The 22,011-nt window shown below is 48.4% G+C and carries 24 protein-coding genes; 2 read left to right on the top strand and 22 right to left on the bottom strand.

The annotated features are described in order from the left end of the window. Positions 1–16: 16 nt before the first annotated feature. From AACH41_RS14265 to mnmG, 17 genes are all read right to left on the bottom strand, one after another. The gene (locus AACH41_RS14265; RefSeq protein WP_275357513.1) at positions 17–481 is read right to left on the bottom strand and encodes an Hsp20 family protein; all 465 of its coding nucleotides are present in this window, start codon (positions 479–481) and stop codon (positions 17–19) included. Positions 482–596: 115 nt separating this feature from the next. After that, on the bottom strand, positions 597–1,817 hold the full coding sequence (locus AACH41_RS14270) for an EAL domain-containing protein (protein WP_275357511.1): 1,221 nt from the start codon (positions 1,815–1,817) through the stop codon (positions 597–599). Between the two features lie 102 nt (positions 1,818–1,919). Continuing rightward, positions 1,920–3,755, bottom strand: coding sequence for a glutamine--fructose-6-phosphate transaminase (isomerizing) (gene glmS / locus AACH41_RS14275; protein ID WP_338655897.1), 1,836 nt, complete (start codon positions 3,753–3,755; stop codon positions 1,920–1,922). 4 nt (positions 3,756–3,759) lie between these two features. Beyond that, the gene (glmU, locus tag AACH41_RS14280; RefSeq protein ID WP_275357508.1) at positions 3,760–5,130 is read right to left on the bottom strand and encodes a bifunctional UDP-N-acetylglucosamine diphosphorylase/glucosamine-1-phosphate N-acetyltransferase GlmU; all 1,371 of its coding nucleotides are present in this window, start codon (positions 5,128–5,130) and stop codon (positions 3,760–3,762) included. A gap of 96 nt (positions 5,131–5,226) precedes the next feature. After that, positions 5,227–5,652: a F0F1 ATP synthase subunit epsilon gene (locus tag AACH41_RS14285; RefSeq protein WP_194749672.1), complete on the bottom strand. Its 426-nt coding sequence runs from the start codon at positions 5,650–5,652 to the stop codon at positions 5,227–5,229. Between the two features lie 68 nt (positions 5,653–5,720). Beyond that, positions 5,721–7,157, bottom strand: a complete 1,437-nt coding sequence (atpD, locus tag AACH41_RS14290) for a F0F1 ATP synthase subunit beta (RefSeq protein ID WP_194749671.1) — start codon at positions 7,155–7,157, stop codon at positions 5,721–5,723. Between the two features lie 67 nt (positions 7,158–7,224). After that, positions 7,225–8,094, bottom strand: a complete 870-nt coding sequence (gene atpG, locus AACH41_RS14295; RefSeq protein ID WP_275357504.1) for a F0F1 ATP synthase subunit gamma — start codon at positions 8,092–8,094, stop codon at positions 7,225–7,227. 29 nt (positions 8,095–8,123) lie between these two features. Then, complete coding sequence (gene atpA, locus AACH41_RS14300) at positions 8,124–9,665, bottom strand: F0F1 ATP synthase subunit alpha (RefSeq protein WP_194749669.1); 1,542 nt, start codon at positions 9,663–9,665, stop codon at positions 8,124–8,126. A 16-nt stretch (positions 9,666–9,681) separates the two neighbouring features. After that, a complete protein-coding gene (locus tag AACH41_RS14305) occupies positions 9,682–10,218 on the bottom strand; it encodes a F0F1 ATP synthase subunit delta (protein WP_194749668.1) in 537 nt (178 codons plus the stop codon). A 17-nt stretch (positions 10,219–10,235) separates the two neighbouring features. After that, a complete protein-coding gene (locus AACH41_RS14310; RefSeq protein ID WP_194749667.1) occupies positions 10,236–10,706 on the bottom strand; it encodes a F0F1 ATP synthase subunit B in 471 nt (156 codons plus the stop codon). A 79-nt stretch (positions 10,707–10,785) separates the two neighbouring features. Then, the gene (gene atpE, locus AACH41_RS14315) at positions 10,786–11,052 is read right to left on the bottom strand and encodes a F0F1 ATP synthase subunit C (RefSeq protein ID WP_018987204.1); all 267 of its coding nucleotides are present in this window, start codon (positions 11,050–11,052) and stop codon (positions 10,786–10,788) included. 47 nt (positions 11,053–11,099) lie between these two features. After that, positions 11,100–11,936: a F0F1 ATP synthase subunit A gene (gene atpB / locus AACH41_RS14320; RefSeq protein WP_124552423.1), complete on the bottom strand. Its 837-nt coding sequence runs from the start codon at positions 11,934–11,936 to the stop codon at positions 11,100–11,102. A 29-nt stretch (positions 11,937–11,965) separates the two neighbouring features. Continuing rightward, positions 11,966–12,358, bottom strand: a complete 393-nt coding sequence (locus tag AACH41_RS14325) for an ATP synthase subunit I (protein ID WP_194749665.1) — start codon at positions 12,356–12,358, stop codon at positions 11,966–11,968. Between the two features lie 148 nt (positions 12,359–12,506). After that, positions 12,507–13,367, bottom strand: a complete 861-nt coding sequence (locus tag AACH41_RS14330) for a ParB/RepB/Spo0J family partition protein (protein WP_194749664.1) — start codon at positions 13,365–13,367, stop codon at positions 12,507–12,509. Between the two features lie 48 nt (positions 13,368–13,415). Beyond that, on the bottom strand, positions 13,416–14,177 hold the full coding sequence (locus AACH41_RS14335) for an AAA family ATPase (protein ID WP_228518953.1): 762 nt from the start codon (positions 14,175–14,177) through the stop codon (positions 13,416–13,418). Continuing rightward, positions 14,177–14,800, bottom strand: a complete 624-nt coding sequence (gene rsmG / locus AACH41_RS14340; protein ID WP_338657611.1) for a 16S rRNA (guanine(527)-N(7))-methyltransferase RsmG — start codon at positions 14,798–14,800, stop codon at positions 14,177–14,179. The genes AACH41_RS14335 and rsmG overlap by 1 nt, the downstream gene beginning before the upstream one ends. Then, positions 14,800–16,737 (bottom strand): tRNA uridine-5-carboxymethylaminomethyl(34) synthesis enzyme MnmG, encoded by a 1,938-nt coding sequence (mnmG, locus tag AACH41_RS14345; protein ID WP_338657612.1) that lies wholly within the window; start codon positions 16,735–16,737, stop codon positions 14,800–14,802. The genes rsmG and mnmG overlap by 1 nt, the downstream gene beginning before the upstream one ends. A gap of 210 nt (positions 16,738–16,947) precedes the next feature. Here mnmG and cycA point away from each other — a divergent pair, with 210 nt between their 5' ends. Continuing rightward, the gene (gene cycA, locus AACH41_RS14350) at positions 16,948–17,382 is read left to right on the top strand and encodes a cytochrome c'' (protein WP_194749662.1); all 435 of its coding nucleotides are present in this window, start codon (positions 16,948–16,950) and stop codon (positions 17,380–17,382) included. Positions 17,383–17,386: 4 nt separating this feature from the next. Next, positions 17,387–17,971, top strand: coding sequence for a cytochrome b/b6 domain-containing protein (locus AACH41_RS14355; RefSeq protein WP_194749661.1), 585 nt, complete (start codon positions 17,387–17,389; stop codon positions 17,969–17,971). Between the two features lie 9 nt (positions 17,972–17,980). On the opposite strand, the gene mnmE is transcribed toward AACH41_RS14355, so the two are convergent. From mnmE to rpmH, 5 genes are read right to left on the bottom strand one after another with little or no spacing between them, the layout of a single operon-like run. Then, on the bottom strand, positions 17,981–19,336 hold the full coding sequence (gene mnmE, locus AACH41_RS14360; protein ID WP_338655903.1) for a tRNA uridine-5-carboxymethylaminomethyl(34) synthesis GTPase MnmE: 1,356 nt from the start codon (positions 19,334–19,336) through the stop codon (positions 17,981–17,983). Beyond that, on the bottom strand, positions 19,326–20,927 hold the full coding sequence (yidC, locus tag AACH41_RS14365) for a membrane protein insertase YidC (protein ID WP_338655905.1): 1,602 nt from the start codon (positions 20,925–20,927) through the stop codon (positions 19,326–19,328). Before yidC ends, mnmE begins: the two co-directional genes overlap by 11 nt. A gap of 17 nt (positions 20,928–20,944) precedes the next feature. Beyond that, positions 20,945–21,154 carry a membrane protein insertion efficiency factor YidD gene (yidD, locus tag AACH41_RS14370; protein WP_194749703.1) on the bottom strand — a complete coding sequence of 70 codons (210 nt, stop codon included), beginning with the start codon at positions 21,152–21,154 and terminating at the stop codon, positions 20,945–20,947. A gap of 13 nt (positions 21,155–21,167) precedes the next feature. Beyond that, a complete protein-coding gene (gene rnpA / locus AACH41_RS14375) occupies positions 21,168–21,518 on the bottom strand; it encodes a ribonuclease P protein component (RefSeq protein ID WP_313984664.1) in 351 nt (116 codons plus the stop codon). Positions 21,519–21,549: 31 nt separating this feature from the next. Continuing rightward, the gene (gene rpmH / locus AACH41_RS14380; RefSeq protein WP_018987191.1) at positions 21,550–21,684 is read right to left on the bottom strand and encodes a 50S ribosomal protein L34; all 135 of its coding nucleotides are present in this window, start codon (positions 21,682–21,684) and stop codon (positions 21,550–21,552) included. Positions 21,685–22,011 lie beyond the last annotated feature (327 nt).

The raw sequence follows: 22,011 nt of genomic DNA on the forward strand, positions 1-22,011 counted from the left end.
TTTTTATACCCTCTGGTTAAGCTGCTTTTTGCTCGATCAAGTTAGCGCTTGCATTTGGGACTGCGGTGCCAATTTCAATTTTGCGTGGCTTGAGTGCCTCAGGAATCTCACGCACCAAAGCAATCGTCAACAAGCCATTTTCGAGCTGTGCCCCGGTCACTTTCACATGATCGGCCAACTGGAACTTGTGCTCAAAGTCCCGGGTGGCAATACCCCGGTGCAAATAGGTGGTTTCCTGTTCTTTTTTGGCTTTGCGGCCAGTCACGCGCAAAGCCTGGTGTTCAGTTTCAATCTCCAGCTCATCTTGCTGGAAGCCAGCCACTGCCATCACGATTTTGTAGGCGTTTTCGTCTACCAGTTCGATGTTGTAAGGTGGATAGCTGATTTCGTTTTCACTGCGCTGGCTTTCGTTGAGCATTTTAGCCAAACGGTCAAAGCCAATTGCGGTTCTGTAGAAGGGGGTTAAGTCATAACTACGCATACGTTGATCCTTTCAAAAATAAGCGATTAACATGATTCACAGACCTCAAACTGCAAGCATCTGTATCGTGTAAATGGGTATGCGCTTTATCTTTTCAAGAGGGTCAGGTATTGATTTATATTCCCAGAGCCTCGGTCCAGGCCAGGGCCTCCATATGGCACTGATTTACTTTTTCCGGCTTGAGTTGCAGCATGGCAGCCATCTCTAAAATTTCTTCATTGTTGGCATCTTCGCAAGCTTCGGTGAGCTTGAGGAAAGGGCCAAAAATACCCTGGCGCTCAACCAGTGCATCGACGATCGTCTCAGGTAATTGTAGTTTTTCGAGGATATTTTCCATCGGCACTTTAAGCATCACATCCAGCAGCGAAAATACGCCCACCACAAACAGATTGTCACGGTCGCGCTTTTCAAAAAACGGTTCGCCCAATAACTCGGTCAAGCGGCCACGTGTAATTGAGGTTTTCATCAGGGCAGGGGAGCTGCTGTTGTTTCCCGCCGTGACCATAAGTAAAGTCAGCCAGCGATAAAGCTGGTTGCGACCCAAGATGGTCAAAGCATGACCGATGGATTGCACTTCGCATGACAAGCCAAAGCCCACAGAGTTGATATAGCGCAGCAGTTTATAACTCAGCGTGGTATCACGTTTAAACCCATTTTCGATGTCCTTGTTTTCTGCCTCCTGGCTGACCAGGTTCAACAAATGCAACACGCCATCAAAGCTTGGATTAATGACCTTGCTGCTGATATTTTCTGGCTTGGCATAAAAATAGCCTTGAAACTGGTGGTAACCCGCATCCAGCAGGTCCTGAAACTGGTTATTTTCCTCCACCTTTTCTGCAATGAGGGAACATTGATCGTGCTGGTATTTTTTTAACCATTGTTTAGCTTGTGCAATGTCCACATTGCGCATATCGATCTTGATAAAGTCGGCATAAGGCAACAAGGCTTCCAAATGCGGATAGTGTTGCGGATTATCCAATGCGATACGGAATTTTAGTTGTTTCAACTCCTGGCAACGTGCCAGGATTTCTGGGGTGACCTGAAGGTGATGCACCACTTCGAGCACGGTTTTTTCAGCCGGCATCAATTCGAGAAACACGCTATTGAGCATGACATGATCGACGTTGATGAATGCCAGCTGCTGGCCGAGTAACCAGCTCTCATGCATTTCGTCCATGGTGGTATTCAGGATACGCGCGCAGGTTTGAATATCTTCCTCAAATGGCGTGTTGCTGCCATCCGTCTCATTACGGAAGAAAAACTCGTAGCCTATGATTTGTTGTTGATCATTAACAACCGGCTGGCGACCGATAATACTGTGTTGTGACGTGGTCATGACTGCATTCCTGATTAGCACCGATTACCAGTTTATGGCAGTCATCGCCATTTTGTATTGAAAAAAAAGCCCCGAATCTCGGGGCTTTTCTGGGGTTTATGATTATTCGACGGTCACACTCTTGGCCAGGTTACGTGGTTTGTCTACATCGGTGCCTTTAAACAAGGCGGCGTGATACGCCAGCAGCTGCACCGGAATCACATGCAACACCGGGGAGAGCGCGCCGACATGGCGCGGCGTGCGGATGACCTGTACGCCTTCAGACGCATGAAAGTGGCTATCTGCATCCGCAAACACAAACAACTCACCACCGCGCGCCCGGACTTCCTGCATGTTGGACTTGACCTTTTCAAGCAAGGCATCATTTGGGGCAATCACCACCACAGGCATGTTGCTATCAACCAGCGCCAAGGGGCCATGTTTTAACTCACCGGCAGGATAGGCTTCGGCATGGATGTAGGAAATCTCTTTAAGCTTGAGCGCGCCTTCCATCGCAATCGGGAAATGGATGCCACGACCGAGGAACAAGGCATGTTCCTTATCGCCAAAGCGATGGGCCCATTCGCGAATCTGCGGCTCCAGATTCAGCGCAATTTGCACGCTACCAGTCAGTTGGCGCAGCTCGGCCAGGTATTGTTGCTCTTGCGCATCGGTCAAGAGACCGCGCACTTTGCTCAAGGTAACGGACAGGACAAACAATGCAATCAATTGCGTGGTAAACGCCTTGGTACTGGCCACACCGATTTCTGCACCAGCACGTGTGTAGTAAATCAGGGATGATGCCCGTGGGATGGCGCTTTCTTGCACGTTGCAGATGGCAAGACTGAAAGGATGCCCCAGTTTTTGGGCATGTTTGAGCGCTTCCATCGTATCCAACGTTTCACCGGATTGCGAAATGGTGACGATCAGCTGCTTGGGATTAGGCACCGAATCACGATACCGGTATTCGCTGGCGATTTCGACTGAGGTTGGAATTTTTGCGATGCTTTCCAGCCAGTATTTGGCGGTCATGCCCGCGTAATAGCTGGTCCCCGCCGCTAAAATCAATACGCTATCAATCTGTTTGAAAATGTCAGCTGCTGTCGCACCAAACAATTCACACCTGAAAGCGCCATCATCAATAAGCGCCTCAATGGTATCGCTAATCGCGCGTGGTTGCTCATGAATCTCTTTTTGCATGAAATGGCTATATGGGCCCAATTCCAATGAGGCCAGAGAGACATCACTCATGTGCACTTTGCGCTGCACGGTTTCACCTTGCTTATCGATAATCGTCACGCGATCAGTTTGCAAGGTGGCGACATCGCCATCTTCCAGATAAACCACTTTACGCGTGGCTGACAGCACCGCAGACACATCGGAAGCAACGAAATTTTCGCCTTCTCCATAGCCAATCAACAGTGGGCAGCCCAAGCGAGCAACAATCATGGTTTGTGGCTGGGCCAGGGCGATCACACTGATCGCATACGCCCCGGCCAGCTCACTGATCGCTTGTCTGACAGCCACCAGCAGGTCTTTGCTCTGCTGGTAATAATAATGCACCAGATGGGCAATCACTTCGGTATCAGTTTGTGAAGTAAAGTGATAACCCAAGGCTTGTAAACGGTCACGCTGTTCATCGTGGTTTTCGATAATGCCGTTATGTACCACGGCGATTTCAGCCTGCTCTTGCGTAGGCGAAACATGCGGGTGTGCATTTTGTTCGGTGACGCCACCGTGCGTGGCCCATCGCGTGTGGCCTATGCCGATCTGGCTGGTTAAGCCCTGAGCTTTGCGCTCTAATTCAGAGACGCGGCCGACCGCACGCACACGTACGATGGACTGGTTGAGTACAGCAATCCCCGCTGAGTCATAGCCGCGATATTCCAGCCGGCTAAGGCCTTCAATCAACAAGGGAACAATATTACGGTTTGAAACTGCACCGACAATGCCACACATATGTTTATTTTTTCACCTTTTGCGGACGTTTCCATCCTTGAATTGAACGTTGCTCACGTGCACGACAGAGCGTTAATGTCTCTGCCGGCACATCTTTAGTGATGGTGGAGCCTGCGGCAATCGTCGCCCCTTTGCCTATGGTCACAGGTGCGACCAATTGACTGTCAGAGCCCACAAACACATCATCTTCTATCACAGTCTGATGCTTATTCGCCCCATCATAATTGCAAGTAATCGTTCCCGCACCAATATTGACGTTTGCCCCGACTGTGGCGTCCCCCACATAACTCAAGTGATTGACCTTGCTACCCAGGCCGACGCTGGCATTTTTAAGTTCGACGAAGTTACCCACATGGGTCTCGGCAGCCAGGTGCGTGCCTGGCCGCAAACGCGCAAATGGGCCAACTTTACTATCCTGTCCGACCCTGGCCTCTTCTATATGGGTAAATGCAGCTAATGTGGTATTGCGTGCAATCACAGCATTTTTGATCACACAATTTGGACCGACATCAACACCATCTTCCAAGGTGACTTCCCCTTCAAAGACACAGTTCACATCAATACGCACATCACGGCCGCAGTTCAGGTGACCTCGAATATCAATTCGCTGTGCATCCATGAGGGTGACGCCTTGCGTCATCAAGTTGAGCGCCTGTCTGTGTTGATATTCACGCTCCATCTGTTGTAAATCCAGCTTGGAATTGATGCCGGTAACAGACCAGGCATCGGCGACCACATGTGGTAGTACCGCCCGTCCTTCGTTCACAGACATTGCAATGATATCTGTCAGATAATACTCTTGCTGCGCATTGTTGTTTTGCAGTTGAGCCAGCCAATGCTTCAGCGCTGCATTAGGCATGGCCATAATGCCGGTATTCACTTCCTGAAGGGCTCGTTGTGCTTCACTGGCATCCTTATGCTCAACAATGGCCACAACCTGATTTTGTGCATTGCGCACGATACGGCCATAACCGGTCGGATCATCCTTGATAAACGTTTGCACAACCAGATGTGCATCTGCCTGTGACAGCATGTCGCGACAGGCCTCAACATCGACCAGCGGCACATCGCCAAGCAGAATCAGTGTTTTTCCTTGCGCAGGCAGATGGGGGAGGGCTTGCTGAACGGCATGTCCGGTCCCCAGTTGCTCGGCTTGTAAAACCCACACCAAATCCTCGCCCGGGGTTTGTTGCTGGACCTGTTCACCCCCAAAACCATAGACCACAATGATTTTTTGAGGATTGAGTTTGCGTGCGGCGTTGATCACATGATGCAGTATCGGTGTGCCGCCAATGGCATGCAGTACCTTAGGCAGATCTGAGCGCATACGGGTGCCTTTGCCTGCCGCCAGAATTACAATATTCAAATCAGTCATGCGATTATTTTATCTCAGAAACAAAAAAGGCGGCTTGAAAGCCGCCTCATTTGTCATTGTCTGCATTAAATTTAATGTTAAACGCTAATGCAACAACTAGTGGACTGATTTACGCAATTTCTGAATTGCCTGGATTTGTGCAACAGCCTCTGCCAACTCAGCTTGCGCTGCGGCATAGTCAATCTCCGAAGAACGGTTTTTCAATGCTTCTTCCGCCGCTTCCTTAGCTGCAATAGCCTTGGCTTCGTCCAGATCCTGCCCACGAATGGCTGTATCCGCCAGTACGGTAATCATGCCTGGTTGCACTTCCAGCATGCCGCCAGAAATAAAGATCAGGGTTTCTTCCTGTTCTGCAGATTGCTTGATACGCAATGCACCGGGCTTGATCGTGGTAATCATTGGTGCGTGATTTGGGTAAATACCCACTTCACCTGCACCTGCCGGGGCCACGACAAATTCGGCTTCGCCGGAGAAGATAGATTCTTCGGCACTCACCACATCGACATGCACTGTATTTGCCATAATGTTCTCTTTTCTATATCACTGAAATAAACAGGCAGATGGCACCCATCTGCCTGTAGTCATATCTATTAGTTCAGTGTTTTAGCCTTTTCAACAGCCTCTTCAATGCCACCTACCATGTAGAAGGCTTGTTCTGGCAAGTGGTCATACTCACCATTTACAATTGCTTTAAAGCCTTTAATGGTTTCTTTCAGTGGTACATATTTACCAGGCGCACCGGTAAACACTTCTGCCACGTGGAAAGGCTGTGACAAGAAACGTTGGATCTTACGTGCACGGCCAACCACCAGTTTATCTTCAGGTGACAGCTCGTCCATGCCCAGAATCGCAATAATGTCGCGCAGCTCTTTATAACGTTGCAGTGTAGACTGCACCGCACGTGCAACGGAATAGTGCTCTTCACCCACAATTTGTGGATCCAGCTGACGTGAAGTTGAATCCAGTGGGTCAACCGCTGGGTAAATACCCAATGAAGCAATGTCTCGTGACAGAACCACGGTGGAGTCCAAATGCTGGAATGTGGTTGCTGGGGATGGGTCAGTCAAGTCATCCGCAGGTACGTAAACGGCCTGGATAGATGTAATAGAACCGACTTTGGTTGAAGTAATACGCTCTTGCAGACGGCCCATTTCATCAGCCAGGGTAGGTTGGTAACCTACGGCAGATGGCATACGGCCCAGCAACGCAGATACTTCAGTACCGGCCAGTGTGTAACGGTAAATGTTATCTACGAAGAACAACACGTCACGGCCTTCGTCACGGAATTTTTCAGCCATGGTCAACCCGGACAACGCGACGCGCAGACGGTTACCAGGAGGCTCGTTCATCTGACCGAACACCATCGCCACTTTGGACTCTTTCATGTTGTCCAGCTTGATCACGCCAGCTTCTGCCATTTCGTGGTAGAAGTCGTTACCTTCACGGGTACGTTCACCTACACCGGCAAATACGGACAAACCGGAGTGCTGTTTAGCAATGTTGTTAATCAGTTCCAGCATGTTCACGGTTTTACCAACACCCGCACCGCCGAACAGACCGACTTTACCGCCTTTAGCAAACGGGCAAACCAGGTCAATCACCTTGATGCCTGTTTCCAGCAGGTCAACCGAAGGAGACAGCTCTTCAAACGCCGGCGCTTTCTGGTGGATAGAACGGAATTCTTGTGAGTCGATAGGACCGACTTCGTCGATTGGTCGGCCCAATACGTCCATGATACGGCCCAATGTGCCTTCACCGACTGGGACAGAGATCGCTGCACCTGTGTTTTTGAACGCAGTGCCACGTGCCAAACCATCGGAGGAACCCATGGCGATGGTACGGACAATGCCGTCGCCCAATTGTTGTTGCACTTCCAAAGTCAAGCCAGTCTCAGCTTTGGAATCTTTATCATCAATAATCAATGCATCGAATACTTTAGGCATTTGATCGCGTGGAAACTCCACGTCAACCACAGCGCCGATACACTGCACTACTTTACCTGTTACTGCTTGATTTGCCTTTGCCATTTTCTTTTCCTAACTGTATGAGTCAGATCTAATTGAATTCTTAAACTTGCTGCCCTAAAACGCACCCTTAGGACGAAACCGCAGCTGCACCGCCGACGATTTCAGAAATCTCTTTGGTAATGGCAGCCTGACGCGCCTTGTTGTAGACCAGTTTCAGTTCACCAATCACGCTCTTAGCGTTATCCGAGGCTGATTTCATCGCTACCATACGGGCAGATTGCTCAGACGCCATGTTTTCAGCCACTGCGTTATAAATCAATGACTCAATGTAACGCATCATCAATTCATCTACGACCGGTTTTGCTTCTGGCTCATAGATGTAATCCCAATGACCATTAGGACTGCCCAGTTGCTCGCCAGTCAAAGGCAACAATTGTTGCATTGTTGGCACTTGCTTCATGGTATTGATGAATTTGGTATAGCAGATGTAAAGCTGATCAATTTCACCGGCAATGTACGCATCGAGCATCACCTTGATGGTGCCGATGAGTTTTTCCAGATGCGGAGTATCGCCCAAACCGGTGATATGGGATTTCACTTGTGCGCCCACCCGGTTCATGAAGCCATAGCCTTTGTTACCAATGGCGCTGACGCTGATGCCTTTGCCTTCGCTTTCCCAGGTTTTCATCTGGTTCACCGACATGCGCAGTACGTTGGTATTCAAGCCACCGCACAATCCTTTGTCCGAGCTGACGACAATCAGACCCACGTTTTTCACCACGTCACGTTTAATCAAAAACGGATGGCGATACTCTGATTGTGCAAAGGAAAGGTGAGCCGCCACGTTGCGGATTTTTTCCGCATAAGGGCGGGAGGCACGCATTCTATCTTGCGCCTTGCGCATTTTAGAGGCGGCCACCATCTCCATCGCCTTGGTGATCTTGCGTGTATTTTCTACACTCTTGATCTTGGTTCTAATCTCTTTACTTCCTGCCATATGCGTTTCCTAAGTCGAAGTGTCAGAGATTAATAAGCGTTGGTCGCTTTGAAGTCCTGAATTGCTGCTTCCAGTGCTTTTTCGTTATCACCGCTCAAATCCTTGCTGGATTCGATAGTATCAACGATATTTTTGTACTTGGAGCTCAGGAAACCGTGCAATGCGTTTTCAAAGGCCAAGACTTTGTTGGTTGGCACATCATCAAAGTAACCTTTGTTAGCAGCAAACAGGCTGATACCCATATTCGCCACACTCAAAGGTGCGTATTGGGCTTGCTTCATCAACTCGGTAAACATACGACCGCGGTCCAGCTGTTTGCGGGTCGCTTCGTCCAAGTCGGAAGCAAACTGCGCAAACGCAGCCAATTCACGATACTGCGCCAAAGCCAGACGGACACCACCGCCCAGTTTTTTGATCACTTTAGTTTGCGCTGCACCACCCACGCGAGACACGGAAATACCGGCGTTGATCGCAGGACGGACACCAGCGTTAAACAGGTCACTTTCCAGGAAGATCTGACCATCGGTAATCGAAATCACGTTGGTTGGAACGAATGCAGACACATCACCAGCTTGTGTTTCAATCACTGGCAAGGCAGTCAATGAACCTGTTTTGCCTTTAACTTCACCGTTGGTGAATTTTTCAACATATTCTTCATTGACGCGCGCAGCACGCTCCAGCAGACGGGAGTGGATGTAGAACACGTCACCTGGGTAAGCTTCACGGCCTGGTGGACGACGCAGCAACAGGGAAATCTGACGGTATGCCACAGCTTGTTTGGACAAGTCATCGTAGACAATCAATGCATCTTCACCACGGTCACGGAAGTATTCACCCATGGTACAACCAGCATAGGGTGCAAGGAATTGCAGGGCAGCCGAGTCAGAAGCAGTTGCCGCCACCACGATGGTATAGGCCATCGCGCCGTGCTCTTCAAGTTTGCGTACCACGTTAGCAATGGTAGAAGCTTTCTGACCAATCGCAACGTAGATACAGGTCATGTTCTGACCTTTTTGGTTAATGATCGCATCGACAGCAACCGCTGTTTTACCTGTCTGACGGTCACCAATGATCAATTCACGCTGACCACGACCCACTGGCACCATGGAGTCAATAGACTTCAAACCAGTTTGTACAGGCTGTGACACGGATTTACGTGCAATCACACCTGGGGCGATTTTTTCAATTTTGTCTGTCAACTTGGTGTTGACTGGACCCTTGCCATCAATCGGCTGACCCAACGCGTTCACCACACGGCCAATCAGCTCGGGGCCCACTGGCACTTCCAGAATACGACCTGTACATTTACAGACGTCGCCTTCAGTGATGTGTTCATACTCACCCAGCACCACGGCACCCACGGAGTCACGCTCCAGGTTCAATGCCAGACCGAATGTGTTGCCTGGAAACTCGATCATCTCACCAGCCATGACGTTAGACAGGCCGTGAATGCGCACAATGCCGTCTGTCACAGAAATCACAGTACCCTGGGTACGTGCTTCTGCGGCGGTAGAGAAGTTTTCCAAACGGCTCTTAATAAGCTCGCTAATCTCTGATGTAGATAACTGCATTTAATTCTCCTATGCCTTATGCTGTGAGCGTATAGGCTAAATTTTGTAACTGACCTTGGACAGACGCGTCGATAACGGTGTCGCCAACAATAATTTTGATGCCGCCGATGATTTCCGGATCAACGGAAACGCTTGCTTCAATTTTCTTGCCGAACTTGGCTTCCAGACGCTTGACCAAATCTTTGGTTTGCGTTGCCGTGATTTTGGCAGCGGCAATGATTTGTGCGTCCAAGGTGCCTTCATCTTGCGCTTTTAAAGCCTCAAAGGCTTCAGCAATGGCAGGCAATAAGGATAAACGGCCATATTCAACCAAAGTCTTGATCAAATTTTGACCATGCTCGTTAAGATTGTCGCCACAGACTTTGAGGAATGCGCCTTCAACATCTGCAGCATTCAGTTTGGGGTTATCAATCAGGGTTTTCATTTGGTCATTAGAAGCCACTCCGGCTGCCAATGCCAACATATCAGACCATGTTGCCAATGCATTTTTCTCTTTGCCCAACTTGTAGGCAGCGACAGCATAAGGCCTTGCAATGGTTGAGAGTTCAGCCATGTTTTATCCCTTTAACCTTATAGTTCCGCAGCGAGTTTAGACAACATTTCGCTATGTGCTTTGGCATCAATCTCTTTGCGCAGGATTTTTTCTGCACCAGCCACAGCCAGTGTTGAAACCTGTGCACGCAGACCCTCTTTGGCACGGTTCACTTCCTGATCGATTTCAGCTTTGGCACCGGCAATAATGCGATCACCTTCAGCCTTGGCGTTTGCTTTGGCTTCATCAATGATTTGAGCGGCGCGTTTTTCGGCTTGCCCAATGATCTCACTTGCTTTTTGTTTGGCCTCGTTCAATGTTGCTTCAGATTTTTTGGCAGCCACTTCCAGGGCACTCTTGCCCTCTTGGGCAGCAGCCAAACCATCTGCGATTTCCTTTTGGCGTGTTTCGATCGCTTTTAACAGCGGCGGCCAAACGAATTTCACTGTGAACCAGATCAACACTGCAAATGCGATAGCTTGCGCGATGAGTGTGAAATTAATATTCATGTTGGATCCATCATACTGATTGGTTGAAAGGTTTAAGTCACTACTTAAACCCTACCGGGCGGTGATCACCGAGTAAAAATTACTTGGCAACAACGCTCAACAACGGGTTTGCGAATGCAAACATCATTGCCAGACCAACACCGATAATGAAAGAAGCGTCGATCAAACCCAACAGCAGGAATACTTTACCTTGCAGGGCAGGGATCATTTCTGGTTGACGAGCAGCGCCTTCCAGGAAACTTGCACACATGATACCAATACCGATACAAGCGCCAGCGGCACCCAAACCAATGATCAAACCAATACCAACGCCTGTGTAGGCTTGAATCAATGCTAATGCTTCCATTTAATACCCTCTCTTATAAAGAATTAAAAACAACTACAAAGTTAAAACTAGTGTGATTCATGCGCCATGGCCAGGTAGACCACAGTCAACATCATGAAAATAAACGCTTGCAAGGCCACAATCAGGATGTGGAAGATAGACCATCCAGCACCCAGTACAGCACCGGCAACAGTACCAGTCAGGCCAGTGGCAGCCCACATACCCAACAGCAAGAAGATGATTTCACCAGCGTACATGTTACCGAACAGACGCAATGAGTGAGAAAGTGGTTTTGAAACGTATTCAATCAGGTTAAACAAGAAGTTGGCAGGCCATACCAAAGGATTGCTACCAAATGGCGCACAGAACAATTCGTGAATCCAGCCACCCAAGCCTTTGGCTTTGATAGAGAAGAAAATCATCAGGAACCACACCGCCAATGCCAAAGCAAACGTGGTGTTAATGTCAGAAGTAGGGACGATACGCCATTTGGTATGCTCGCCACCAATTGCTGATGCCACATTTGCTACGTGGTCTACCGGCAGGAAGTCCATCGCGTTCATGACCAGCACCCAAACAAACACGGTCAGTGCAGCCGGCGCAATAAAGGAATGACGGTTACCGTGGAAAATGTTTTTAACCTGGTCATCGACAAAACCGAATAACAACTCAACAAACGCCTGACGCTTAGTCGGTACGCCAGCGGTCGCTCCGCGTGCCACCCACCAGATCAGCCCCATTACCAGCAAACCCAGCACGACTGAAGTCAGCAGGGTGTCATAGTGCAATACCCAAAAGCCTTCAGAGGTGGCATTGCCATTCACACCTTGTGCATTAAAGCTCAGGTGGTGCGCGATATATTCAGAAGGAGTCAGTTCTGCGTGTTGTGCGTGTTCGGTTGTCATATGTTCAAACTATTTTTAAGTTAACTGGTCTACACATTTGCTTGTGATTTTGCGAGCGCAGCGCCAGAAAAAAGCGCAGCGGCTGCCAAGCCTGCAATCAATGCAAAAGGCACCAATGCATGAAACAGCTTGAAAACCACAAACAGGATAATCGCGATGATTAATATTTTTACTGCTTCTGCCTTGAGTAAATTGAGTAATACCGCCGTGGGATCTGTTTTCAGCTGACCTTTGGCTGCAATTCTTGCAGCAAACCAGGCACCGATCACAACGGAAATGCCGCCCATCAAGGCTGATAATGCTGCATTGATCCCTGCCAATGCAAATGCTGCTATGGTCACTGCCGCTGTCGCCATGAGTTGCCAGCGCAGCATGTTACGGTAAAGCGACATGCCAGCCGCTTGGGTTTCGAGACCACTCATGGGGTTAGCCCGCAAAAATTCAAGACAAAATACTACAAAGACGCGAGATTTTGAATTATTCACCCGACGAAGTCAAGCACCAAACTAGCCATAACTGCCTGAATGAGCTGGAAAAATCGAGGCCTGCAGGTTGGCTACGTCATTTTGCTTACGATTTTAGGTGATTGTCGGTCAGTTTCGCTATCCAATCATCAAGCTGATCCAGATTTGCAAAACTCAGTTTCAAGACACCCGCGCCGTTCGCCTTACTGCTAATACTGACCTCAGCCCCCAACTGCTCACTGAGTTGGTTTTGCAGAGTCGCCACATCTGGATGCACGGCAGGCTTGGCTTTTTTGCCACTCGCCGGCTCCGATTGAATCATGCGCTCCACTTCACGCACAGATAAGCCATCCTGAACCACCTTGTTTGCCAACAAGATTTGCTGGGCCGGCTCTATCCCCACCAACGCACGCGCATGGCCCATGTCAATCTGGTTATCCAGCAACATATCCTGAACCATAGGGGTCAGTGTCAGCAGGCGCAACAAGTTGGACACCGCCACTCTCGAGCGACCCACGGCTTGTGCCGCTTTTTCGTGCGTCATCTCAAATTCGTCAATCAGGCGCTTAATGCCCATGGCTTCTTCGAGTGGATTCAGGTTTTCACGCTGAATGTTTTCAATCAGCGCCATCGCCAGCGCCGCTTCGTCGGCAATTTCCCGCACTAGCACGGGCACTTCGGTCAGGCCCGCCTTTTGCGAAGCACGCCAGCGACGTTCACCGGCGATAATCTCAAATTTTTCCGGGGCAATTTCACGTACCAGAATCGGCTGCATAATGCCTTGTGCCGCGATCGAGTCAGCCAATGTTTGAAGGGCTTCCTCGTTCATATAGGAACGCGGCTGATATTTGCCTGGCTGCAACTGCCCTACAGGCAATGTGCGCAACATGTCTGACTGGGCAATTGTTTCCGCATCCCCTGATAACAATGCGTCGAGTCCGCGACCGAGTCCCTTGGGCTTCACCATGCTGCTACTTCCTTATAAATGTATGTCTGAAATGAAATGGATGAATAATTAATTTTTTTGAATGATTTCTTGCGCCAATTCAAGATAAGCCTGCGCACCCTTGGAAGAACGGTCATACAGCAAAACAGGCATGCCGTAACTAGGCGCCTCAGCCAGTCTGACATTGCGCGGAATAATGGTTTGATACACCTTTTTGCCAAAGTGATTCACCAGCTGGGCTGACACTTGCTGTGCCAGCATATTGCGGTTATCAAACATGGTACGCAGCAAACCCTCTATCTCCAGAACAGGATTTAAGTGAGCGCGCACTTTCTTGACAGTATTGACCAGATCAGACAAGCCTTCCAAGGCATAATACTCACATTGCATCGGGATCATGACTGAGTGTGCTGCAGTTAATGCGTTAACGGTCACCAGATTTAATGAAGGCGGACAGTCCAGCAAGACAAAATCGTAGCGATCGTCACCCAACTTGAGAATTGCATTTTTCAACCGCGTTTCACGCGCCATTTCATTGACCAATTCCACCTCAGCCCCAGCAAGGTCGCGATTAGAAGCCGCCACATCATACTTAGCAGCTTCAGCATGAATCACCACCTCCTGCAGTGTCTTGTTACCAATCAGCACCTGATAAATACTGTCTTTTAAATGTGATTTATCAATGCCACTGCCAGTACTGGCATTACCCTGTGGATCCAGATCGACTAACAAGACTTTTTTTCCGTGCTCGGCCAAACTGGCAGCCAGATTGACGCAAGTGGTGGTTTTACCGACGCCCCCTTTTTGGTTGGTGATGGCAATTATTTTCATTATGCATTCTCAAACACGATTAAATGTCTTTCGGCCTGCAAGTAGGGCACATGAAGACGGATCACTTCTTTGGGGATGACCTTTGCCTGCGCCAACTCATCGCTTGGCACCACTCCCTTCATGGCTAACCATCGCCCCTGTGGCGCAATTAGATGTGCAGTCAACTGCTTGAACAAAGCAATATCGGAAAAGGCTCTCGAGATCACTTGTGAAAAGCGAGCAGGGGGCGCATACGCTTCAACCCGGCCATGCACCACTTGCGCGTTGAACAATCCCAGCTCAGCCTTGACCTGCCGCATAAAGATAGCTTTTTTTTGTACAGTATCAATCGTGGTGACTTCGACCTCGGGACGCGTAATTGCGATTATCAACCCCGGCAAGCCTCCACCACTGCCTACGTCCAGCACATTACCGGCCTCGACAAAAGGCAGAACGCTCAAACTATCCAGCACATGTAGCACCAGCATCTCTTCTGAATCACGGACCGCAGTCAGGTTATAGACCTTGCTCCACTTTTGCATAAGCGCCATATAAGCGAGACACTTCTGCTGCATTTCAGGCGTAACCATCGCCTGCAAACCGAGCACCTCGACACCGGCCGCTAACTTTGAAGCCAAGTCCATCATGCTGCTGCAATATCGCCAGACTGGCTCTGCTTTTTCTGTTTACGCTTGAGATAAACCATCAACAAAGAAATTGTGGCAGGGGTAATCCCCTGGATGCGACTGGCTTGGCCAATTGTTTCCGGTTTCTGTGCCAGCAGTTTTTGCCGCGCTTCAATACTCAAGCCATGCACATCATTATAATCGATAGTATCGCCCAACTTGACGTGCTCACTATTTTTTTGGCGTGAAATTTCCTCATTTTGGCGATCAATATAGCCTTGATACTTGGCAGCAATTTCTACTTGCTCCATCACATCTTCGGCCAACACTTCAGAGGAGGGAACAATCTCCAGCAATGATTGATAACTCACTTCTGGACGCCGTAATAATTCAAACAACGAATACTCATGCTCCAAAGCTTTACCAAAAACCAACGTTTGTGTTTCACGTGAAACAATTTTATTTTGGCTATTGCCCAGGGGTTGACCTTGGTCAGGCTGTAAAAACGTGCGCTTCAATCTTGCTTGCTCACGCGTGATCGCTTCCTGTTTTTTACAGAAGGCCGCCCAGCGCTCATCATCAACCAACCCCAATTGACGACCGACTTCGGTCAAGCGTATATCTGCATTATCTTCACGCAACTGCAAGCGGTACTCTGCACGGCTAGTAAACATCCGGTATGGCTCATTCACCCCCGTTGTAATCAGATCATCCACCAACACGCCTAGATAGGCTTGTTCACGGGAGGGACACCAACCATCTTTATCCTGCGCATAAAGTGCGGCATTTGCACCTGCCAACAACCCTTGTGCTGCCGCCTCTTCATAACCGGTTGTCCCATTGATCTGTCCGGCAAAAAACAAGCCTTGCACAGCCTTGGTTTCGAGAGTCGACTTTAATCCTCTTGGATCGTAATAGTCGTATTCAATGGCGTATCCGGGGCGCAAGATATGCGCCTGCTCCAGCCCGCGAATCGAACGCACCAACGATAACTGAATGTCAAATGGCAAACTGGTGGAAATGCCGTTCGGATAGATCTCATGGGTGGTCAACCCCTCAGGCTCAAGAAATACCTGATGAGACTCTTTGTCGGCAAAGCGATGAATTTTGTCTTCAACAGAGGGGCAATAACGCGGGCCCACACCTTCAATCACACCCGTGTACATCGGCGAACGATCCAATCCACTGCGGATAATGTCATGCGTCTGCTGATTGGTATGCGTAATCCAACAAGGTAACTGTTGCGGATGCTGGGCTATATTACCCAAAAAGGAGAACACCGGCACTGGTGTATCACCAGGCTGCTCAGTCATCACACTGTAATCAATGGTTCTACCATCAATACGTGGTGGTGTTCCAGTTTTTAGCCGGCCAGCCGGGAGACCAATTTCTCTTAGCCTAGCCGCCAGGGAGATTGCGGGCGGGTCTCCGGCACGCCCGGCGCTATAACTTTGCAAACCCACATGCACCAAGCCACCCAAAAATGTCCCTGCAGTGAGCACCACCGACTTTGCATAGAAACGCAAACCAATCTGCGTTACCACTCCCGCAGCGCGATGATTCTCAAGAATGATATCGTCTACAGCCTGCTGAAACAGCCACAAATTTTGCTGGTTCTCCAGACGGCGTCGAATGGCCGCCTTGTACAAAATGCGATCGGCTTGCGCACGCGTGGCACGCACAGCCGGGCCTTTACTAGAATTCAAGATACGAAACTGGATACCTCCCTCATCAGTGGCGGCCGCCATGGCGCCACCGAGGGCATCAACCTCTTTGACCAGGTGACCCTTGCCTATGCCACCAATAGAAGGGTTACAGGACATTTGCCCCAGAGTTTCAATGTTGTGGCTCAACAAGAGGGTTTTTTGACCCATACGGGCAGCCGCCAGCGCAGCCTCGGTGCCGGCATGCCCACCACCCACCACAATGACATCGAATCGATCAGGAAAGTCCATCATAAAGAATCTTGAACTGTTTGATTTAAAAAGATTTATGATTTTAGCTTAAACTTACTAAATGGTCATTTAAATCACTGCATTGTTACACCTAAACTATGATTTAATACAATGTATTTACGGTTTAATACAAATCAATAACAAGCAGGCCATATTTGCTTAACATAACAAGAATAGAATTTTTCCTAAAACAACCAAGGAGCTATTACCATGAAAATCAAAACAATCATTGCCGTATTCGGGGTTCTTTTTTCTGCGCACGCATTGGCTGATGTCACCAATGCAGAAAAACTGGTATACAAATATACCAACATTGCACACTCTGCAAACTCCATGTACGAAGCCCCCTCCATTACTGATGGTAAAATTTTCTTTAACCGCAAATTCAAAACACCTAGTGGTAAAGAAGCGGCATGTGCCTCTTGCCACACTAACAACCCTGCAAACGTTGGCAAGAACATCGTCACTGGCAAAGAAATCCCTCCACTGGCACCACGCGTGAATACCAAGCGCTTTACCGATATTGATAAAGTAGAAGAAGAGTTCACCAAGCACTGCAATGATATTTTGGGTGCAGACTGCTCACCTTCAGAAAAGGCAAACTTTATCGCTTATCTGTTAACCGAAACAAAACCTAGCAAATAATTCAATGCTACGTTACGTATGGGATCCGTTTATACGGATCTTCCATTGGTCACTGGTCGCGGCGTTTGCTTATGCCTTTTATACGCACGACTCGATGTGGGATCGGCTACATCATGCTTATGCGGGTTATGTGGCCGGCACTCTGATCGTGGCGCGCATTATCTGGGGCATTATTTCCACAGGTTATGCCAACTTTCATAGCTTCCCGCTGAACCCTGTGTGGGCGCTGAAGCATCTCTACAAGCTTATCCATGGAACAGCCAAGCACTATATCGGCCACAACCCTACAGGTGCGATAGCAATTTATGCGATGCTGGGCCTAGGCATCCTGACGGTAGGTTCCGGCTGCATTGTTTATAACAATGGCTGGGACTTTATTGATGATGAAATGGCCAAAACCTTACATCACTATGTGACCTGGACATGGCTGGGTGTGGTGGTGGTCCATGTCTTCGGTGTGATATTTGAAAGCATCATCAATCGTGATAACCTGATCTGGGCGATGATTACAGGGTGTAAACGCGTATGCAGTATTGAAGAACGGTTTGACCAAAAAAACACACCGTTCCCCCGAAAAAAAACCCGCTGATGCGGGTTTTTATTTACCTATACAAAAACGACTGAATATTTCCCCAAGCAAATCATCCGGCGTAAACTCGCCAGTGATGCTACCCAACGCCTCTTGTGCGCAACGCAACTCTTCTGCAATAAGCTCAGCAACATGCATTTGGCTCATCGCATGACTTAAGTGCTCTGATACGGCTTGCAAAGCCTTCAAGTGTCTAGCCCTTGCCATAAACACACCTTCTCCACCAGGTTGATAACCAATCATCTCCAGCAAGGTTTTTTGCAACAAGGGAATACCTAGACCTGTCTTGGCTGATAAAAACACGTGCTGCTCATGATCAATAATATCAGTGCGCGATGTTTCACGTGAAACATCTATCTTGTTATGCACCCAAACTTTTTTGACCTGACTCGGTAACTTTTCAAGAATGGATTTTTCAAATGTACCAATGCCATGCTGACTATCCACAAGTAACAAGGCCACATGCGCACTTGCAATCGCTTTCCAGGTCCGGGCTATGCCAAATTGCTCCACGGTATCTTCGGTCTCACGCAAACCTGCCGTATCAATGATATGCAAAGGCACGCCCTGGATTTGAATGACGTTTTTGATGGTGTCACGTGTCGTACCTGCTATCGGTGTCACAATCGCCACATCTTCACCAGATAAGGCATTTAATAAACTGGACTTGCCAACATTAGGCTGTCCAACCAACACCACGTTCATGCCTTCGCGCAACAAAGCACCCTGTTTTGCCTGGTGGAAAATTCTTTGCAAGGTGACCTGATTTTGTTGAAGCTTTTCCAACACTCGCCCCTGCGTGATGAAATCAATCTCTTCCTCAGGAAAGTCCAGGCAAGCCTCGACATACATGCGCAAATCAATCAATTGATGCAACAAGTCCTGTATGGCATTAGAAAACTCACCAGATAACGATCTAACTGCACTGCGGGCTGCTTCCTCAGTCGAGGCATTGATCAGATCAGCCACTGCTTCAGCTTGGGCCAGATCCAGTTTGTCATTCAAATATGCGCGTTGTGTAAACTCGCCGGCCACGGCGTGGCGTGCACCGCATTCGATGCAACGCGCAAGCAAGATTTGCATCAACGCAGTCCCGCCATGCGCCTGTAGCTCAAGCACATCTTCACCTGTATACGAATGAGGATTGGGGAAATAAATCGCAATACCACGATCTATTAATACACCGTCGGCTTGTAGAAAAGAAAGATATGCTGCGTGACGCGGGGGAGGGCAGTGCCCGAGAATTTGAGCAGCAATACTGGCTGCTAGCGGGCCGGAGACCCTGACGACACCAATGCCGCCTGCACCGGGGGCGGTTGCAATCGCGGCAATGGTATCGTTGGCAATCGGAAGATTATTTGCCATGCCCTTTTTTCGCCAGCGCTTCGGCGTGGATCATGCGATTAATTGCCCATTGTTGCCAGATAGACAGGATATTGTTGACCAACCAGTACAACACCAATCCGGCAGGAAAGAAGAAGAAGAATACGCTGAACAACACAGGCATAATCTTCATCACTTTGGCTTGAATCGGATCAGTAGGTGGTGGATTCAAGAAGGTTTGGATAATCATGGTGGCACCCATCAATATAGGCAACACAAAATAGGGATCGGTGGCAGACAGATCCTGTATCCAGCCAAAAAATGGGGCATGACGTAATTCTACAGAGCCCAACAATACCCAATATAAGGAAATAAACACCGGGATTTGCACCAGTATGGGCAAGCAACCACCCATAGGGTTAATTTTTTCGGTGCGATACATTTCCATCATGGCTTGCTGCAGCTTTTGCTTGTCGTCGCCAAACTTGTCTTTCAGTGCCTGCATGCGTGGAGCAATTTCACGCAAATGCGCCATATTGCGGTAGCCAGAAGCAGACAGCTTGAAGAAGGCAGCTTTGATGAAGATGGTCAGCATAATAATCGACACACCCCAGTTTTTCACCAGATCGTGGATATGACTCAACAACCACATTAACGGTTTGGCAATCACGGTCAAAATGCCGTAATCGACCACATATTCCAAGCCAGGCGCCGTCGCTTCCAAGGCTTGGTGAACTTGCGGTCCACTGAATAATTTTGCGTCTACTGTTTTAATTGTCCCTGGTGCAATTTCGCCTACAGGCAAAATGGTACCAATTGAGAAGTCATGCTCACTGAGTTTTGTCGTGTAAAACTTGCGTTCAGATTTTGATTGTGGAATCCAGGCGCTGACAAAGTAATGTTGTACCAAGCCAATCCAACCATCTTTAGCATTGATAGAAACGTCCTTTTTGGCCATTTCATCAAATTTCACCTTGTTGTACTTGTCTGCTTGGGTGAAATAAGCGCCCCCAGTAAAGGTCGGCATCATTTTAGAACCCTGATTGGATTCATTATCGTGAATGATTTGGTAATACACCGAAGGCGAAATGGCTTTTTCGCTGTTATTCTTAATTTCATACAACACATCAATGACATATTCACCACGATGAAAGCGGTAAATCTTGTCTACTGCAATACCATTCTTCTCCGGGGCAGTTAAACGGATATCCAACGTTTGTTGATCCGCTTGCATTTGGTAGGTGCTAGCCTCAGAGGTAAAGCTTTCATAATGCGTAGGCAAGCCTTCACCCTTGAGGCCGGTTTGCGCAACATATAATTTGTCTTTACTGCTATCACTCATCAACTCATAAGGGCCAGCGCCATTATCTGCTTTATGTTCTAACAAGGATAATTGACGTAAATCACCGCCGGCAGTGTCAATAACCGCCGAATAACGATCAGTTGTGACGGCGATACGTGTGCCTTTGTTTAAATGAAAGCCATCTACCTGCGGTTTATCAGCAGTTTCAGGCAGCGCTTGTGCCACTTGCTCGGCAGTTGGTTGTGGTGAATGGTCTTGTTGCCAGGCATCCCACAGCAACATGATGGAAAAAGAAAAAATCACGAACAGAATTAGACGGCGAGTATCCATAAGATTTCGTTTAAAAGTCAGGGTAGGGGGTCTACACCACCTGGATGCCAGGGATGACAACGACCGATGCGGCGTAAGGCTAACACACTCCCACGCCACGCACCATAGCGTTGCAAGGCCTCAATGGCATAGTGTGAACAGGTAGGGTGAAAACGACATTGTCTTCCCAACCAGGGACTGAGTCCCCATTGGTAACACTTGATCAAGAATATCAACAACGTCTTCATCGGCAAGAATTCATCAGGAAGCATGCACATGCACGGATTTGCTTAAACGGCGTAGCAAAGTCTCTACATCTTGACGCACTTGAGCAAATTCACCTTGTTTGAACGGCTTACGCACTTGTACCACCACATCAAAACAAACAGGCGCAATTGCTGGGTGAGCACGCAAGACTTCTCGCAACACCCGTTTCATGTAATTGCGTCTGACCGCCAGTTTGGACACTTTTTTTGAAACAACCAGACCGTAGCGGTGATGTGAAAGCTGATTTGGTTTGATATTGGCAAATAACCATTCACCATAAAACCGCTTCCTGAAACTAAAAACGGATGAAAATTCATCCGTTTTTTTTAGCTTATACAATGTCATGCATTGAGTATCCGCAATGCATCGTCAGGGATTACAGACCCAAACGTTTACGACCTTTAGCGCGACGAGCAGCAATCACTGCACGACCACCTTTGGTTTTCATACGTACCAGAAAGCCATGGGTACGTGCACGACGGGTTTTAGATGGTTGATAGGTACGTTTCATTATTAAACTCCAGCCAAAAATGGCAATTAAACTCTAATCCGGCAAGCTTGATTATTACGCTCAATATTTGCCGATTTCAAAAACCCTTAATTAAACATCAAATTCAGAGTTTATGTCAATGATTTTTTTTAATTTTTTATGATGGCGGGCTGTGGATAACTCGCCTTAAAACGTTTAGAATACCCAACAGATGGTCATGACAACAACCAAGACAAGACCACTTCTTCTGCCACTCTTTCCTGGCAATTATAACGAATAAATATTCAACACGCTGATCCCTCTTCGCGATCAATGCGTTGCAATTACTTTTAAAAAAGCACTGGAGCA

Origin of the sequence: Methylophilus sp. DW102 (genome assembly GCF_037076555.1) — a bacterium.
Classification (GTDB): domain Bacteria; phylum Pseudomonadota; class Gammaproteobacteria; order Burkholderiales; family Methylophilaceae; genus Methylophilus; species Methylophilus glucosoxydans.

Excerpts from the sequence above, each read along its gene's own strand:
- AACH41_RS14265 (WP_275357513.1), bottom strand. The coding sequence starts at position 481 with ATGCGTAGTTATGACTTAACCCCCTTCTACAGAACCGCAATTGGCTTT.
- AACH41_RS14270 (WP_275357511.1), bottom strand. The coding sequence starts at position 1,817 with ATGACCACGTCACAACACAGTATTATCGGTCGCCAGCCGGTTGTTAAT.
- glmS (WP_338655897.1), bottom strand. The coding sequence starts at position 3,755 with ATGTGTGGCATTGTCGGTGCAGTTTCAAACCGTAATATTGTTCCCTTG.
- glmU (WP_275357508.1), bottom strand. The coding sequence starts at position 5,130 with ATGACTGATTTGAATATTGTAATTCTGGCGGCAGGCAAAGGCACCCGT.
- AACH41_RS14285 (WP_194749672.1), bottom strand. The coding sequence starts at position 5,652 with ATGGCAAATACAGTGCATGTCGATGTGGTGAGTGCCGAAGAATCTATC.
- atpD (WP_194749671.1), bottom strand. The coding sequence starts at position 7,157 with ATGGCAAAGGCAAATCAAGCAGTAACAGGTAAAGTAGTGCAGTGTATC.
- atpG (WP_275357504.1), bottom strand. The coding sequence starts at position 8,094 with ATGGCAGGAAGTAAAGAGATTAGAACCAAGATCAAGAGTGTAGAAAAT.
- atpA (WP_194749669.1), bottom strand. The coding sequence starts at position 9,665 with ATGCAGTTATCTACATCAGAGATTAGCGAGCTTATTAAGAGCCGTTTG.
- AACH41_RS14305 (WP_194749668.1), bottom strand. The coding sequence starts at position 10,218 with ATGGCTGAACTCTCAACCATTGCAAGGCCTTATGCTGTCGCTGCCTAC.
- AACH41_RS14310 (WP_194749667.1), bottom strand. The coding sequence starts at position 10,706 with ATGAATATTAATTTCACACTCATCGCGCAAGCTATCGCATTTGCAGTG.
- atpE (WP_018987204.1), bottom strand. The coding sequence starts at position 11,052 with ATGGAAGCATTAGCATTGATTCAAGCCTACACAGGCGTTGGTATTGGT.
- atpB (WP_124552423.1), bottom strand. The coding sequence starts at position 11,936 with ATGACAACCGAACACGCACAACACGCAGAACTGACTCCTTCTGAATAT.
- AACH41_RS14325 (WP_194749665.1), bottom strand. The coding sequence starts at position 12,358 with ATGAGTGGTCTCGAAACCCAAGCGGCTGGCATGTCGCTTTACCGTAAC.
- AACH41_RS14330 (WP_194749664.1), bottom strand. The coding sequence starts at position 13,367 with ATGGTGAAGCCCAAGGGACTCGGTCGCGGACTCGACGCATTGTTATCA.
- AACH41_RS14335 (WP_228518953.1), bottom strand. The coding sequence starts at position 14,177 with ATGAAAATAATTGCCATCACCAACCAAAAAGGGGGCGTCGGTAAAACC.
- rsmG (WP_338657611.1), bottom strand. The coding sequence starts at position 14,800 with ATGGACTTGGCTTCAAAGTTAGCGGCCGGTGTCGAGGTGCTCGGTTTG.
- mnmG (WP_338657612.1), bottom strand. The coding sequence starts at position 16,737 with ATGGACTTTCCTGATCGATTCGATGTCATTGTGGTGGGTGGTGGGCAT.
- cycA (WP_194749662.1), top strand. The coding sequence starts at position 16,948 with ATGAAAATCAAAACAATCATTGCCGTATTCGGGGTTCTTTTTTCTGCG.
- AACH41_RS14355 (WP_194749661.1), top strand. The coding sequence starts at position 17,387 with ATGCTACGTTACGTATGGGATCCGTTTATACGGATCTTCCATTGGTCA.
- mnmE (WP_338655903.1), bottom strand. The coding sequence starts at position 19,336 with ATGGCAAATAATCTTCCGATTGCCAACGATACCATTGCCGCGATTGCA.
- yidC (WP_338655905.1), bottom strand. The coding sequence starts at position 20,927 with ATGGATACTCGCCGTCTAATTCTGTTCGTGATTTTTTCTTTTTCCATC.
- yidD (WP_194749703.1), bottom strand. The coding sequence starts at position 21,154 with ATGAAGACGTTGTTGATATTCTTGATCAAGTGTTACCAATGGGGACTC.
- rnpA (WP_313984664.1), bottom strand. The coding sequence starts at position 21,518 with ATGACATTGTATAAGCTAAAAAAAACGGATGAATTTTCATCCGTTTTT.
- rpmH (WP_018987191.1), bottom strand. The coding sequence starts at position 21,684 with ATGAAACGTACCTATCAACCATCTAAAACCCGTCGTGCACGTACCCAT.